This is a genomic window from Azospirillum sp. VT-I1 (genome assembly GCF_055698305.1).
The window spans coordinates 2539979-2554395 of sequence record NZ_CP168800.1 but is presented as its reverse complement, the minus strand read 5'-3'; the positions used below and the strand labels follow the sequence as shown (position 1 = coordinate 2554395).

General features: G+C 67.1%; 17 protein-coding genes. 10 read left to right on the top strand and 7 right to left on the bottom strand.

Annotated features, from left to right (window positions below):
- The first annotated feature begins 66 nt into the window (after nt 1-66).
- Nucleotides 67-402 (top strand): Grx4 family monothiol glutaredoxin, encoded by a 336-nt coding sequence (grxD, locus tag AB8P05_RS12330; RefSeq protein ID WP_042697386.1) that lies wholly within the window; start codon nt 67-69, stop codon nt 400-402.
- A 157-nt stretch (nt 403-559) separates the two neighbouring features.
- The gene (rarD, locus tag AB8P05_RS12325) at nt 560-1486 is read left to right on the top strand and encodes an EamA family transporter RarD (RefSeq protein WP_472758129.1); all 927 of its coding nucleotides are present in this window, start codon (nt 560-562) and stop codon (nt 1484-1486) included.
- A gap of 3 nt (nt 1487-1489) precedes the next feature.
- Here the strand turns inward: rarD and AB8P05_RS12320 are convergent, their stop codons facing one another.
- Nucleotides 1490-2167 carry a TetR/AcrR family transcriptional regulator gene (locus AB8P05_RS12320; protein ID WP_472758128.1) on the bottom strand — a complete coding sequence of 226 codons (678 nt, stop codon included), beginning with the start codon at nt 2165-2167 and terminating at the stop codon, nt 1490-1492.
- 136 nt (nt 2168-2303) lie between these two features.
- On the opposite strand from AB8P05_RS12320, the gene AB8P05_RS12315 reads away from it, so the two are divergent.
- On the top strand, nt 2304-3449 hold the full coding sequence (locus tag AB8P05_RS12315; RefSeq protein WP_472758127.1) for an alkene reductase: 1146 nt from the start codon (nt 2304-2306) through the stop codon (nt 3447-3449).
- Nucleotides 3450-3582: 133 nt separating this feature from the next.
- Here the strand turns inward: AB8P05_RS12315 and AB8P05_RS12310 are convergent, their stop codons facing one another.
- Complete coding sequence (locus AB8P05_RS12310) at nt 3583-4107, bottom strand: hypothetical protein (protein WP_472758126.1); 525 nt, start codon at nt 4105-4107, stop codon at nt 3583-3585.
- 322 nt (nt 4108-4429) lie between these two features.
- On the opposite strand from AB8P05_RS12310, the gene AB8P05_RS12305 reads away from it, so the two are divergent.
- The 6 genes from AB8P05_RS12305 (at nt 4430) to nifW (ending at nt 9522) form a co-directional block, all read left to right on the top strand.
- A complete protein-coding gene (locus AB8P05_RS12305; RefSeq protein WP_472758125.1) occupies nt 4430-4825 on the top strand; it encodes a HesB/IscA family protein in 396 nt (131 codons plus the stop codon).
- An 83-nt stretch (nt 4826-4908) separates the two neighbouring features.
- Entirely contained in the window at nt 4909-5832 is a 924-nt protein-coding gene (gene nifU, locus AB8P05_RS12300) for a Fe-S cluster assembly protein NifU (protein ID WP_472758124.1), read from the top strand.
- Between the two features lie 15 nt (nt 5833-5847).
- Entirely contained in the window at nt 5848-7053 is a 1206-nt protein-coding gene (gene nifS, locus AB8P05_RS12295) for a cysteine desulfurase NifS (RefSeq protein ID WP_472758123.1), read from the top strand.
- Between the two features lie 150 nt (nt 7054-7203).
- Nucleotides 7204-8325: a homocitrate synthase gene (gene nifV / locus AB8P05_RS12290; RefSeq protein WP_472758122.1), complete on the top strand. Its 1122-nt coding sequence runs from the start codon at nt 7204-7206 to the stop codon at nt 8323-8325.
- Nucleotides 8322-9173 (top strand): serine O-acetyltransferase, encoded by an 852-nt coding sequence (gene cysE / locus AB8P05_RS12285; RefSeq protein ID WP_472758121.1) that lies wholly within the window; start codon nt 8322-8324, stop codon nt 9171-9173. Before nifV ends, cysE begins: the two co-directional genes overlap by 4 nt.
- Before the next feature lie 13 nt (nt 9174-9186).
- Nucleotides 9187-9522 (top strand): nitrogenase-stabilizing/protective protein NifW, encoded by a 336-nt coding sequence (gene nifW, locus AB8P05_RS12280; RefSeq protein ID WP_455171048.1) that lies wholly within the window; start codon nt 9187-9189, stop codon nt 9520-9522.
- A 71-nt stretch (nt 9523-9593) separates the two neighbouring features.
- On the opposite strand, the gene AB8P05_RS12275 is transcribed toward nifW, so the two are convergent.
- Nucleotides 9594-9896 (bottom strand): hypothetical protein, encoded by a 303-nt coding sequence (locus AB8P05_RS12275; protein ID WP_111065673.1) that lies wholly within the window; start codon nt 9894-9896, stop codon nt 9594-9596.
- Between the two features lie 295 nt (nt 9897-10191).
- Here AB8P05_RS12275 and AB8P05_RS12270 point away from each other — a divergent pair, with 295 nt between their 5' ends.
- Nucleotides 10192-10596 carry a response regulator gene (locus AB8P05_RS12270; protein WP_472758120.1) on the top strand — a complete coding sequence of 135 codons (405 nt, stop codon included), beginning with the start codon at nt 10192-10194 and terminating at the stop codon, nt 10594-10596.
- Nucleotides 10597-10792: 196 nt separating this feature from the next.
- On the opposite strand, the gene AB8P05_RS12265 is transcribed toward AB8P05_RS12270, so the two are convergent.
- Genes AB8P05_RS12265 through AB8P05_RS12250 form a run of 4 tightly spaced genes read right to left on the bottom strand, consistent with a single transcriptional unit; the run spans nt 10793 to nt 14369 of the window.
- On the bottom strand, nt 10793-11086 hold the full coding sequence (locus tag AB8P05_RS12265) for a ferredoxin family protein (RefSeq protein WP_472758119.1): 294 nt from the start codon (nt 11084-11086) through the stop codon (nt 10793-10795).
- Nucleotides 11083-12384, bottom strand: a complete 1302-nt coding sequence (locus tag AB8P05_RS12260; protein ID WP_472758118.1) for an FAD-dependent monooxygenase — start codon at nt 12382-12384, stop codon at nt 11083-11085. Before AB8P05_RS12260 ends, AB8P05_RS12265 begins: the two co-directional genes overlap by 4 nt.
- Before the next feature lie 28 nt (nt 12385-12412).
- A complete protein-coding gene (locus AB8P05_RS12255; RefSeq protein ID WP_455171044.1) occupies nt 12413-13492 on the bottom strand; it encodes an electron transfer flavoprotein subunit alpha/FixB family protein in 1080 nt (359 codons plus the stop codon).
- A 25-nt stretch (nt 13493-13517) separates the two neighbouring features.
- Nucleotides 13518-14369 carry an electron transfer flavoprotein subunit beta/FixA family protein gene (locus AB8P05_RS12250; protein WP_149225452.1) on the bottom strand — a complete coding sequence of 284 codons (852 nt, stop codon included), beginning with the start codon at nt 14367-14369 and terminating at the stop codon, nt 13518-13520.
- Nucleotides 14370-14417: the final 48 nt, after the last annotated feature.

Sequence of the window (14417 nt, the reverse complement as noted above, 5' to 3'; positions counted from 1 at the left end):
CTGAACACACGTCGCAACGGACAGGGGCCCGGCAATACCGGGCCGAATCGGAAGGGTTATCGAGTCATGGTCGATCAGAACGTCGTCGAGCGCATCGAGCAGGACATCAAGAACAACGATGTCGTGCTCTACATGAAGGGGACCCCGGTGTTCCCGCAGTGCGGCTTCTCCGCCGCCGTCGTCCAGGTGCTGAGCCACACCGGCGTCAAGTTCAAGGGCGTCAACATCCTGGAGGATCCGGGCCTGCGCCAGGGCCTGAAGGAATACTCGAACTGGCCGACCTTCCCGCAGCTCTACGTCAAGGGCGAACTGGTCGGCGGCTGCGACATCGTCCGCGAGATGTACGAGTCGGGCGAGCTGCAGACCCTGCTGGCCGACAAGGGCGTTGCCACCGCCGCCTGAGGCGGTGCGGTTCAGCCGAGAAACGGAAAAGCCCCGCTCCGGCGGGGCTTTTTGTTGGGTGAACGGGTTGCGGAACCGGAGTGATGCCGGTTGCGCAGCCCGGCCATGTTCGTCCGCCCGCTGCCGGATTGCACAAACAATGTGCTAAACGGACTGCATGGTACAGACCCCGCCGCCCGCCAAGGCCCCGACTTCCACAACCGCGGCGTTCGTCGCGGCGCTGTCCTCCTACCTGATCTGGGGGCTGGTCAACCCGGTCTTCTTCAAATCGCTGGGCGACGTCGGCGCGGTGGAGATCGTGGCGCACCGCGTGGTCTGGACGGTGGTGCTGGTCGGCATCGGCGTTCTGGCCACCCGCGGGCCGGCGGCGGTCCTGGCCGCGGTGGGAAGCTGGCGCCGGCTGGGCGTGTTCCTGGTCACCACGCTGCTGGTCACCACCAACTGGACCGTCTTCATCTGGGCGGTGGTCAACAGCCGGCTGGTCGAGGCCAGCCTGGGATACTTCATCAACCCGCTGGTCAATGTGCTGCTGGGCGTGCTGTTCCTGAACGAACGGCTCAGCCGCGGGCGGATGCTGGCGGTCGCCATCGCCGCGGCGGGCGTCGGCAGCCTCGTCGTCAGCTATGGCGCCGTGCCCTGGGTCGCCCTGTCGCTGGCGCTGTCCTTCGGGTTCTACGCGCTGGTGCGCAAGAAGGCGGCGGTAGATCCGGTGGTCGGCCTGCTGGTGGAAACCGCGCTGCTGCTGCCGGCGGCACTGGGATATCTGCTGTGGCTGGGCGGCAGCGGGGCCTTCGGCCATGAGTGGGGCGAGAGCACCCTGCTGGTCCTGGCCGGCCCGATGACCGCGGTGCCGCTGGTGCTGTTCATGATCGGGGCGGCGCGGCTGACGCTGACCACCATGGGGCTGCTGCAATATGTCGGGCCGACCGGGCAGCTCCTGCTGGGCGTGCTGGTCTATGGCGAGGCCTTCACCCGCAGCCACGCCATCACCTTCGCCTGCATCTGGGTGGCGCTGGCCGTCTTCACCGCCGACGCGGTGCACAGCCACCGCACCGCCGCCCGCGCCGCAACTGCCGCGGAGTAACCGTCACCGCGGCGTCAGGCCGTGGGCGATGGTGTGGGCCAGCGTGCCGACCATGGCGCAGATGCCGGCGTCGTCGCGGCCGAACACCACCTGGTCGAGGAAGCCCAGCCCGAAGCTGAGCGTCGCGATGCCGGCCGCCACGTTGGCGAGATCGGCGTCGGCGGCGATGGCGCCGCGGTCGCGGAACCCCTCCAGCCGCTTCAGCAGGCAGGGGATGCGGCTCTGCGACAGGGTGCGGGCCATCTCGTCCGCGATCGCCTGATCGACCAGGGCGCGGGCCAGCACGACGCGGGTGAAGTCGCGGCATTTCCAGCTGTGCTTCAGCTGGGCGTGCAGGAAGCGGGCGAGGTCGGTCTCCAGATCCTCGTGCGGCGGCGGCAGGTCGCAGCCGCCCGACTCCTCGCGCCAATAACGCTCCACCACCGCCAGCAGCAGGCCGCTCTTTCCCGAGAAATAGCGCTGGATCAGCTGCTCGTTGACGCCGGCCCGCCCGGCTATCTCGCGCGTCGTCGCCGCGTCGAAGCCGCGTTCCGCGAACACCAGCTTGGCGGCATCGAGCAGCGCGCCTTCCGTCGCGGCGCGGTCACGCTTTCGCGCGCCACCCTCGCAGGCGCCCTCGGTGCCATTGCCGGGGCAACAGCCGTCATCGTCCCTGCTTGCGGCGTCCTTGCTTGCGTCCAAAACCGGTCCCTCTCCGCTCCGTCCCATCGGATCGATAATAAGTATGCAGATACATACTTGACAAGCGGCAGGCTCCGGTTCAAGTATGTACTCACATACATACAAGCCGATTTGCCCAACAGGGGGTAGTCCCGCCATGCCGCAGAGCACCGATACGCACAGCACCGACACGCACAGCACCGCAACCCCGGATCTGTTCACCCCGCTGCGCCTCGGCGCCATCGAGCTGCCGAACCGCGTCGTCATGGCGCCGATGACCCGCAGCCGTGCCGGCGAGGGCAACTGCCCGACCGCGCTCACCGCCGAATATTATGCGCAGCGCGCCTCGGCCGGGCTGATCATCACCGAGGCGACGCAGGTCTGCGACACCGCCCAGGGCTATCCCAGCACGCCGGGCATCCACACCGACGCCCAGACCCTGGCCTGGCGCGCGGTGGCCGACGCCGTGCACAGCGCCGGCGGGCGGATCGTCACCCAGCTCTGGCATGTCGGCCGCATCTCCCACCCGCTCTTCCAGCCGAACGGCGCCGCCCCGGTCGCCCCCTCGGCCATCGCGGCCAAGGGCCAGCTCTACACCGGTGCCGGCATGGAGCCCTTCCCGGTGCCGCGCGCCCTGGAAACGTCGGAGATCCCCGGTCTGGTCCGCAGTTTCGCCGACGCCGCCAAGCGCGCGGTGTTCGATGCCGGCCTGGACGGGGTCGAGATCCACGCGGCCAACGGCTACCTGATCGACCAGTTCCTGCGCGACAGCACCAACACCCGCACCGACCAGTATGGCGGGACGGTGGAGAACCGCTGCCGCTTCCTGCTGGAGATCCTGGAGGCGACGGCCCATGCCGTCGGCGCCGACCGCATCGGCGTGCGCCTGTCGCCGACCGGCGTGTTCAACGACATGACGGACAGCGACCCGCTGCCGCATTTCCTGGCGATCACCAAGGCGCTGAACCCCTTCAACCTCGCCTATCTGCATGTGATCGAGGGACGGCCCGGCCACCACATGGCCCCGCCGGAGGGCGCACCGCATGTGGCATCCGCCCTGCGCACGGCCTTCAAGGGTCCGTTCATCCTGAACGGCGGCTATGGCCGCGGCGACGCCGAAACCGCGCTCGCCAAGGGCGAGGCCGACGCGGTCAGCTTCGGCGAGGCCTTCATCTCCAACCCGGACCTGCCGCTGCGCTTCCGTGTGGACGCGCCGCTGGCCGAGCCGGACCGCACCACCTATTACGGCGGCGGCGCCAAGGGCTACACCGACTATCCGGCGCTGGAATCGGTCGCCGCCTGACCTTTCGCGGCGGACCGGTCCGCCGCATCCCCCTCGACGTGAGAGCGCGTCGTGAGAGCGTCGTGAGACGCATATCCCCCCTGCCCCCGGTCCGACACCCCCGGACCGGGGGTCTTTTTGGCGGGAACGGCCGTTACGCCGCCCCGGCCTCCCCATTCGGGCCGCCGTCCAGTCCGCGAGCCAGCGCGGCGATGGTCCCGTAGCCGACCTGATCGGCCGGATCGATCTCCGCCATCTTGGCGAGGATCGCCAGCGCCTTGTCGCGGTTGTGGCGACGCAGCTCGATGAAGGCCAGCGCCTTCATGGTAAACAGGAAGAAGCGCGCCGGCCCGGCCGCCGTCCAGTCCGCGGAGCCCGCGGTCAGCTGCGACCAGTCGGCGGAAAAGCCGCCCTGGAGTGCGGCGGCATCCAGCCCGATGCGGGCCACCCGCTCCGCCTCCCCCAGCTTCTTGCGGTTGAAGTAGAATTTGTAGAGCGCATAGAAGACCGGCAGCACCCGCGGTCCCTTGCGATGCGCCTCCCACAGCAGCGATTCGCAAACCTCCGGCACGTCGCGGGCCTTCACCGCCTCCTGCAAAAGCTCGTCGATCTGTTCCGGCACGTCGCCGAAGGCCATGCGGCCGTTCGACATCCTGAGTTCGATCGGTTCGTCGCTCATCTCGCTCCTCGCCTTTCCGCTGCTTCGATTTTCTGTTGAGAAAATCAACCATCCGACGCACCGACGACGCCACATGGTACGCGCGCGGGCGCAGGGAAAGACCATAATATTTTTGTGCGGCGAAGTGTCGCGGCTGTCGCAAAGCCGACACGCGCCAAACCCGACAAAAACGTTGGAAGGCGAAACATTGTCGGACTCTCGCCATGCCGATTCAACCCTACAATCCTTGCAAATCAACGCTTTGGCTGTTTGGCACACCATTTGCTATACTTCTCGTCAGATCGGCCGGCACCCCCGGCAACGCGGCTTGAGGAGGCGGGACATGGTGACTCTGACGGATGCGGCGGTTTCCACCCTGGAACGGGTCCTGGCGAAGTCGGGCGGCGCTGCCGCCGGCCTGCGGATCGCGGTGACCGACGGCGGCTGCGCCGGCCTGAAGTACCAGATGGGCCTGGAGGCGGCGGCCGGCGACGACGACGCAGTGCTCAGCTTCGGCCCGGTCACCATCTTCGTCGACGCCAACAGCCAGCCCTTCCTGTCGGGCGTGGTGGTCGATTTCGTCGAGGGCATCGAAGGCTCCGGCTTCAAGTTCGACAACCCGAACGCGACGAGCAGCTGCGGCTGCGGCAAGTCCTTCTCGGCCGGCGGAGAGGGCGGCGGCTCCTGCTCGACCACTTCGTCCAGCTGCGGATCGTCGGCCCCCTACTCCACCCACTGATTGGGGCCACTGATTGGGGCCACTGATCCCCCGGACAGCTCTTCTTCCCCTAGGCGCGCACCCCACGGAAAGGCAGCAGCGACATGTGGAACTACACCGACAAGGTCAAGGAACACTTCTTCAACCCGAAGAACTCCGGTGTCCTGGACAGCGCCAACGCGGTCGGCGAGGTCGGCTCCATCACCTGCGGCGACGCGCTGCGTCTGATGCTGAAGGTCGATCCCGACACCCAGATCATCCAGGACGCGAAGTTCCAGACCTTCGGCTGCGGCTCGGCCATCGCCTCCTCCTCCGCGCTGACTGAGATGATCATCGGCAAGACGGTGGACGAGGCGCTGACCCTGACCAACCGTGACATCGCCGAGTATCTGGGCGGCCTGCCGCCGGAGAAGATGCATTGCTCCGTCATGGGGGCGGAGGCGCTGCGCGCCGCCATCGCCAACTACAAGGGCGAGGCGTGGGAAGACGACCATGAGGAAGGCGAGCTGGTCTGCAAATGCTTCGGCATCGACGCCGCCATGATCGAGCGCGCGGTGACCGTCAACGGCCTGACCACGCTGGAGGAGGTCACCCACTACACCAAGGCCGGCGGTTCCTGCCAGACCTGCCACGAGAAGATCGAGGAGGTTCTGGAAGAGGTGCTGGCGAAGACCGGCGCGCTGAAGCCCGCCGCCAAGCATGTCCCCGGCACCGTCGGGCTCGACGCCATCAAGCCGCTGGAGCCGAAGGCCGAACCCGCCGCGGCGCCCAAGCTGACGAACGTCCAGCGCATGCAGGTCATCATGAGCGCCATCGAGGAGATGCGCCCGCAGATCCAGCGCGACGGCGGCGACGTGGAGCTGGTCGACATCGACGGCAAGGACATCTACGTCCGGCTGTCCGGCGCCTGCTCCGGCTGTTCGCAGTCGGCCGGCACGATGATGGGCGTGCAGATGAAGCTGGTCGAGAAGCTCGGCGAGTTCGTGCGGGTCAAGCCCGCGTCCCTCATGCCGGCCCACGCGGGCTAAGGGGAGCGCCAAGCCATGAGCCAGGGAATCTATCTCGACAACAACGCCACCACCCGCGTCGATCCGGAAGTGCTGCAGGAGATGCTGCCGCTCTTCACCGAGCATTTCGGCAACCCGTCCTCCATGCACGGCTTCGGCGCCGCGGTGGGCGGCAAGATCGAATGGGCGCGTAAGCAGGTCCAGGCCCTGCTGGGTGCGGCCCATGACAGCGAGATCGTCTTCACCTCCGGCGGGACGGAAAGCGACAACACCGCCATCCTGTCGGCGCTGGAGGCCTATCCGAAGAAGCGCGAGATCGTCACCAGCGTGGTCGAGCACCCCGGCGTGCTGGCGCTCTGCGAGTATCTGGAGAAGAAACGCGGCTACAAGGTCCACCGCATCCCGGTGGATAACCGGGGCAACCTCGAGATGGACGCCTACCGCGCCGCCCTGTCCGACCGGGTCGCCATCGTCTCCATCATGTGGGCCAACAATGAGACCGGGACGATCTTCCCGGTGGAGGAACTGGCGCGCATGGCCAAGGAGGTCGGCGCCCTCTTCCACACCGACGCCGTGCAGTCGGTCGGCAAGATCCCGATGAAGCTGGCCGACAGCGCCATCGACATGCTGTCGCTGTCCGGCCACAAGCTGCACGCCCCCAAGGGCATCGGCGCGCTCTACGTCAAGCGCGGCCTGCGCTACCGCCCGATGCTGCGCGGCGGCCACCAGGAACGCTCGCGCCGCGCCGGGACCGAGAATGCGCCCGGCATCGTCGGGCTGGGCGCCGCCGCCCAGCTGGCGCTGCTCCATATGGGCGACGAGAACACCCGGGTGAAGGCGCTGCGCGACAAGCTGGAACAGGCGATCCTGGCGGCGGTGCCCAGCTGCTTCGTCACCGGCAACCCCGACAACCGCCTGCCCAACACCTGCAACATTGCCTTCGAGTACATCGAGGGCGAGGCGATCCTGCTGCTGCTGAACGAGGCCGGCATCGCCGCGTCGTCCGGCTCCGCCTGCACCTCGGGCTCGCTGGAGCCCAGCCACGTCATGCGCGCCATGGGCGTGCCCTACACCGCGGCCCATGGCGCCACCCGCTTTTCGCTGTCGCGCGACACGACGGAGGAGGAGATCGACCGGGTCATCGCCGTAGTGCCGGGCATCATCGCCAAGCTGCGCAGCCTGTCGCCCTACTGGCAGCAGGAAGCCGGTAAGCCCAAGGAATTCGCACCCGTCTATTCGTAACGGCTCAGTTCGTTACACCGGAATCGCAGGTCGGGTCGATGGCCCGTCCCGGCACCCCGCCCGACGACACCCCGTCGGGGCGGGTCCCCGGCCCGGCCTGCGACACTTCTCATGGGGGGCAGCTCTTCCCCCTACGCGCGAGGTGCCCCCATGCCCACCACCTTCGCCACCATCAACGACACCACCCTGCGCGACGGCGAGCAGACCGCCGGCGTCGCCTTCACGCTCGACGAGAAGATCGCCATCGCCAAGGCGCTCGACGCCGCCGGCGTGCCGGAGCAGGAGATCGGCATCCCCGCCATGGGCGAGGAGGAGCGCGAGGGCATCCGCGCCGTGGCGGCGCTGGGGCTGACGGGCCGGCTTATGGTGTGGTGCCGCATGCACGACGCCGACCTGAAGGCGGCGCTGTCCTGCAATGTCGGCTTCGTCAATCTGTCGATGCCGGTGTCGGACATCCACATCACGAAGAAGCTGAAGCGCAGCCGCGCCTGGGCGCTGGCGGAGATCGAACGCCGGGTGAAACAGGCGCGCGACCATGGGCTGGAGGTCAGCGTCGGCGGTGAGGATTCCTCCCGCGCCGACATGGATTTCCTGATCGCCGCCGCCACGGTGGCGCAAGAGGCCGGCGCGCGGCGCTTCCGCTTCGCCGACACGCTGGGCGTGCTCGACCCCTTCCAGACGCGCGCCTGCATCGAACGGCTGCGCCGGGCCACCGACCTGGAAATCGAGATCCATGCCCATGACGATCTGGGCCTTGCCAACGCCAATTCGCTGGCGGCGGTGCTGGGCGGCGCCACCCACGTTAACACCACGGTGAACGGGCTGGGCGAGCGCGCCGGCAACGCCCCGCTGGAGGAGGTGGTGGTGTCGCTGAAGCACCTCTACCACATCGACAGCGGCGTGGAGACGCGGTCGCTCGGTGCCATCAGCGATCTGGTGGAGCGGGCGTCCAACCGGCCGGTGGCGGTCAACAAATCCATCGTCGGCGCCGCCGTCTTCACGCACGAGGCCGGCATCCATGTCGACGGACTGCTGCGCGACCGCGCCACCTACCAGAATTTCGACCCGGCCGAGGTCGGGCGCGAGCATCGCATCGTGCTGGGCAAGCATTCCGGCACCGCGGCGGTGAAGCTGGCCTATGAACGGCTCGGCATCGCCTGCGACGACGCCACGGCGCAGGCGGTCCTGCCGCGGGTGCGGGCGCTCGCCACCCGCGCCAAGCGGCCGCCGACTCCTGAGGAACTGCACGCCTTCCTGGAGGCGGCGACATGAGCAAACCGGAAAGCCGACCCGGCATCATCGCCCTGCTGCGTGAGGACGTCGCCTGCGTCTTCGACCGCGACCCGGCGGCGCGCAACGTCTTCGACGTGCTGACCTGCTATCCCGGCATCCATGCGCTGGTGATGTACCGTTTCGCCAACGCGGCCTGGCGGCGGGGGCTGCGCTGGCCGGCGCGCTTCCTGTCCTACGTCGCCCGCGCGGTGACCAACATCGACATCCATCCCGGCGCCGCAATCGGCCACCGTTTCTTCATCGACCATGGCGCCGGCGTGGTGATCGGCGAGACGGCCGAGATCGGCGACGACGTGACGCTCTATCACGGGGTGACGCTGGGCGGCACCTCCTGGACCAAGGGCAAGCGGCACCCGACGTTGAAGGACGGCGTGCTGGTCGGGGCCGGCGCCAAGATCCTGGGGCCGATCACCGTCGGCGCCAAGGCGCGGGTCGGCGCCAACTCGGTGGTGACCAAGCCGGTGCCGGCGGGCATGACCGTGGTCGGCATCCCCGGCCGGGTGGTGCGGCCGGAAACCCAGAGCCATCTGCCCGGGCGTCCGCTGTCCCCCCACAACATCGACCTGGAGCATCACCTGATGCCGGACCCGGTCGGCAAGGCCATCGCCTGCCTGATCGACCACATCAACCGCATCGAAGCCCGGCTGGAAGCCCACACTGCAACCGAAACGTCACAGTTTCCTGCTAAGAACATCCGCCTGTCGGAATTTCGCCTGAACGATATGCACAGCGATATACGTTTGGACGGTGTGGCCTGCAGCTCTTGTGGCAACATCTGCGACCAGGAGGGGTGCGGCCCCTCCCCTTCCACCCAGCAGCACGCGTGAGGAGCCTTCGACGATGAGCGAATTCACCGACGACCTCGACGATCTGGAAACCGCGGAAGACTTCCTGCGCTTCTTCCACGTCACCTATGACCAGCGCGTGGTCAACGTGAACCGCCTGCACATCCTGCAGCGCTTCCACGACTATCTGTCGGCGGACCATGGGATGGAGGGGCTGGACGACGACGGGATGTCGGCGCGCTACCGTTTCCATCTGGAACGCGCCTACCAGGACTTCGTCGTCTCCAACGCCATCGCGGAGAAGACCTTCAAGGTTCACAAGGAGGAAGCGCGCAAGATGGCCGACCGCTTCGTCCCGCTGGACAGCCTGCTGGGGTCGCCGGTCGGCTGAGCCGCCGGCGCCGGCAACGCGCGTCGGCAACACGGGCAGGAAAAGGGGCGCCGGTTGCGCCCCTTTCGCCGTCAGTGGATCTTGCTCTCGTTAGGGCCGTCGTCACGCCGGTAGACGTGGACGTGGTAGGCGGCCATCGGGTTCTCGTCGATGTAGCGGAGCAACTCCTGCTCGGTGCGCGGCGTGGCGTCGCGGATCAGCACCTGCCAGGCCGGCTCCATCGTCGCGCGCATGGTCTCGTCGTGGGGCAGCATGATGAAGCCGGCCCATTCGGGGTCGAAATCCGCCAGATAGCTCTTGGCGTAGTGCTTCATCATCGCCGCGTCGTTGACGTTGACGCTTTCCATGTTTTCGAAACAGACACGCAGGTCCATCGCCATCCTCCTCATGGAATAGGGCACGGCCCCGCCAATGGTCCGCAAGGGACGCGCGCAGGTCCGCGATGTTCGGTCCTGAAAACAGCCATGGGATAGAGATGGTACGCCGACCGGGTGAAAAACAAGGGAGCACGATCTCTCTCCCACCCTCCCGCGCTGCCCTGCGGCCATACCTGTCCGCTGCGCCATGCATCTGGCGCAGACCGCGCCATTGGTCATAACCCTGCGCTTTTTGGGTTCGCCGACTGCATGGCTCCTGTAGAATTCTTGTGACAGCACCCGCAAGAGTCCGATGACAGATCCCACGCTTGCCTCCGACCATCCCCTGCGCATCCTCATCGTCGAGGACGAGAGTCTCGCCGCCATGGCTTTGGAAGAGGTCCTGGGGATGCTTGGCTATGCCGTCATCGGGATCGAGGACAACGCCGATGCCGCGATTGCGGCGGCCGAACGGCTGCGTCCCGACATCGTGATGATGGACATCCGCCTGCTCGGCTCCCGCGACGGGATCGAAGCCGCCGCGGCGATCCGCGCGCGCACCGGCATCCGCTGCATCTTCACCTCCGCCTTCGCCGATGCCGAGACCCGGCACCGCGCCGCCGACTGCGAGCCCTTCGGCTTCGTCCGCAAGCCCTATTTCCCGGCGGAACTGCAGCGGGCACTGACCCATGCGGCGGGGGTGTTGAAGGGGCGCTGATTGCCCCCACCTATCCTCCCCCGCTGGGCGGGGAGGAACTGCCGCCACTCTCCCGAAAAAGCACTGATCCCCTCCCCGCCCAGCGGGGAGGGTTAGGGTGGGGGCAATCAGCGCCCCTTTGTTCAAGACAAATCAGCCCCCGCGCGTCGCCGCGCGGAGGCCGTCGAGTGGGCGGGGGAAGACTCCAAAAGTCCGATCAGCCGAACTTATAGCTGATGCCGTAACCGCCGCGCGGATAGTCCCAGGCGATGTTGCCCTTGTCCTGGCAGACGACGCGGCAGGTGCCGCATTCCAGGCAGCCGTCGGTCACCAGCGTCACGCCGCCGGTCTCGTTCTTGCTGTAGCAGGCGGCCGGGCAGCAGAAGGTGCAGGCCTGTTTCTCGCAGCTCTGGCAGGCTTCCGCGCTCTTGATCTGAATATGCGGCCGGCTCTCGTCGACGATGTAGCGGTTCTGATAGAGCTTCTCTTCGACCTTGACCATCATGTTCATCGCACGGCCCTCACCAGCTTGATTGCGTCACCGACCAGTCCCATCACCGAGCGGCGCTTGATGAAGGACTTCATGATCTGCTTTTCCTTCGACTTCTTGTCGACGCTGTCCACGGTGAACCAGTTGTGGGCCGCCGCGGTGATTTCGTCGGGGTAGGCGCCGAAGAACTGCTTGTTGCCGTGCATGATGCCGGGCAGCTCGCGATACTTCTTCAGGTCCTTCATGATGAAGCTGTCGTCCAGCTTCTTCTTGTAGGCAGCCAGGTTCGACGCGCTGTAGCCCTTGCCGGCGGCCTTCAGCTCGATCACCGTTTCCGCCGCCATCCGGCCCGACGCCATGGCGAGGTTGGAGCCCTCGCGGTGGGCGGCGTTGTTGAAATGGGCGGCGTCGCCGACCACCATCCAGCCGTCGCCGTAGAGCTGCGGGACCGCCTTGTAGCCGCCCTCCGGGATCATGTGAGCGGCATATTCCTTCATCTCCGCCCCTTCGATCAGCGGCTTGATGACGGGGTGATTCTTCAGGTCCTCCAGCATCCGGTAAGGCGGGCAATCGCCGTTCTTGAAGTCGGAGATCAGGCAGCCGATGCCGATCGTCAGCGATTCCTTGTTGGTGTAGAGGAAGGCGGTGCCGACCATCCCCTTGGTCACCTTGCCCATGATCTCGATGACGACGCCCTCGTCCTCCTTGATGCCGAAGCGCTGCTGGATCAGCTCCGGATCGATGAAGAGGATTTCCTTCACCGCCAGCGCCACATTCTCCGGCGCCGCTTCGGTCTGAAGGCCGGCGCGCTTGGCCAGCAGGGCATTCACGCCGTCGGCCATGATGACGACGTCGGCATGGATTTCCCCGCCCTCGCGGTCGGTGCGCACGCCGATCACCTTGCCGGACGGATCGCGGATCAGCTCCGTCACCGTCGTCTCGCAAATCTGCAGACCGCCGACCTTGCGGATCTGCTCGCCCCACCATTTGTCGATGTTGGCGCGGATGATGGTGTAGCGGTTCGGCTTGTCGGTGTTGAAGGCCTCCGAGCGGTAGTTGGTGCCGACATAGCTGTCGTCGCCCAGCAGCCAGACGCGCTGTTCGATGATGTGGCGCTCGGTCGGGCAATCATCCCGGAAGTCCGGGATGATCTTCTCCAGCTCGTGGGCGTACATGATGCCGCCCTGAACGTTCTTGGCGCCGGGATACTCGCCGCGCTCCAGTTGCAGAACCTTCAGCCCCTGCTTGGCCAGCGTGTAGGTCGCGGCGTTGCCGGACGGGCCGGCACCGATGACGATGGCGTCGAACTTTTCGACCATGTCGACAGGCTCCTTTCTCGTCCGGCGGTCAGCCGGCCATGCGGTTGACGGACAGGCGGCGGCCGAAGGCGTCGGTCAGCGCCGGCAGGATCTTCAGCGCGTCGCCGACCAGCCCGAGATGGGCGAAGTCGAAGATCGTCGCGTTCGGATCGGTGTTGATCGCCAGGATCAGGTCCGACTTCTCCATGCCGACCCGATGCTGGATGGCGCCGGAGATGCCGGCGGCGATGTAGAGCTTCGGCCGCACCGTCTTGCCGGTCTGCCCGACCTGACGGTCGTTGCCGGCCCAGCCGGCCTGGACCAGCGGGCGGGTCACCCCGACCTCGGCACCCAGCACCCGGGCGAGGTCGAAGACCAGCTTCATGTTCTCGACCTTGCCCAGCCCCTTGCCGGCCGACACGATGATGTCGGCGAAGGCCAGCTGCGCCTCGTTCTGCTCGCGGTCGGCGATGAAGTTCAGGACCTTGGTGACGATGTCCTCTTCGCGCAGGTCCGGCTGGATTTCGATGACGCGGCCGGTGCGGGCATCGTCGCGCTCCGGCATCGCCATGACGCGCGGGCGGACGGTGGCCATCTGCGGCCGGTAGGCCAGCGTCTGGATGGTGCAGAGCAGCGTGCCGCCGAAGGTCGGCCGGGTGGCGGCCAGCGAGCGGTTGTCGGCGTAGATGTCCAGTTCGGTGCAGTCGGCGGTCAGGCCGGTCGCCAGCGTGGTGGCGATGGCGCCCGCCAGGTCGCGGCCCAGCGTGGTGGCGCCCAGCAGCACGATCTCCGGCTTGTGGGTGTTCACCACGTCGGTCATGACGCGGCAATAGGGATCGGTGCGGTAGTCGGCCAGCGCCGGGTCGGTCACCTTGTAGACGATGTCGGCGCCATAGCTGATGGCGTCGCCGCAGATGCGGTTCAGGTCGGGGCTTTCGGCGCCCAGCACCACGGCACCCACCTCCACCCCCAGCTTGTCGGCCAGCTTGCGGGCTTCGCCCAGCAGTTCCAGCGACACGGAGTGGACGATGCCGCGCTCCTGCTCCACGATCACCCAGACGTTCTTGTAAACCTTCAGGTGTTCGGGAAGCTGGAACTTGCGGCCCTGGGGCTTGCTCGGTTCGCTCATCGTCGGGTCTCCCGCGGATTGATCGTCAGAGCCCGGCCGCGGCGCGGGCGAGCAGGTCGTCGGCCAGCTTGGGCTGGGCGGCGAAGATGGCGTCGATGGCGGCGGCGGCCATCGCGTCGGGGGTGTCGGATGCGGCCTCGATCATCTTGGCCTTTTCCGCCCGCGGCTTCGGCACGAACACCTTGGACACCACGGTCGGCGAGCCCTTCAGGCCGACGCGGCCCTCCTCGGCGCCGGTGAAGTCGCGGCTCCAGGTCTTCAGCTCGTAGCGGGCGGCGCGGAACAGGTCGTCCATCTTGCCGAAGCGGATGGTGTTGGTGCCCTCCAGCATGGTGATCATGCAGGGGAGTTTCGTCTTCAGCACCTGCACCCCACCTTCGGAGCGGCGCTGCACCACGATCTCCTTGGAGGCGATGTTCAGGTCCTCGATCCTGGTGATGTAGGTCAGCTGCTCGAAGCCGAGGCGGGTGGCGATGCCGGGGCCGACCTGGGCGGTGTCGCCGTCCACCGTCTGCTTGCCGCAGAAGACGATGTCGACCGGCTCCTCCTCCGCCAGCTTCTGGATGGCGGAGGTCAGGGCGTAGGAGGTCGCCAGCGTGTCGGAGCCCGCGAACTTGCGGTCGGTCAGCAGCACCGCGTCGTCGGCGCCCAGCGACAGCGCCTTGCGCAGCGAGGTCTCCGCCATCGGCGGCCCCATGGTCAGCACCGTGACGCGGGCGCCCACCTTGTCCTTCAGCCGCAGCGCCTCTTCCAGCGAGAACAGGTCGAAGGGGTTGATGATGGCGGGCACGCCCTGCCGCATGATGGTGTTGGTGACGGGATGGATGCGGATCTGGGCGCTGTCGGGCACCTGTTTGATACAGACGACGATGTGCATCCCGTTCTCCTTGGCTTCCGCTCTCGCTGTGGCGCGCATGTGGGTTTG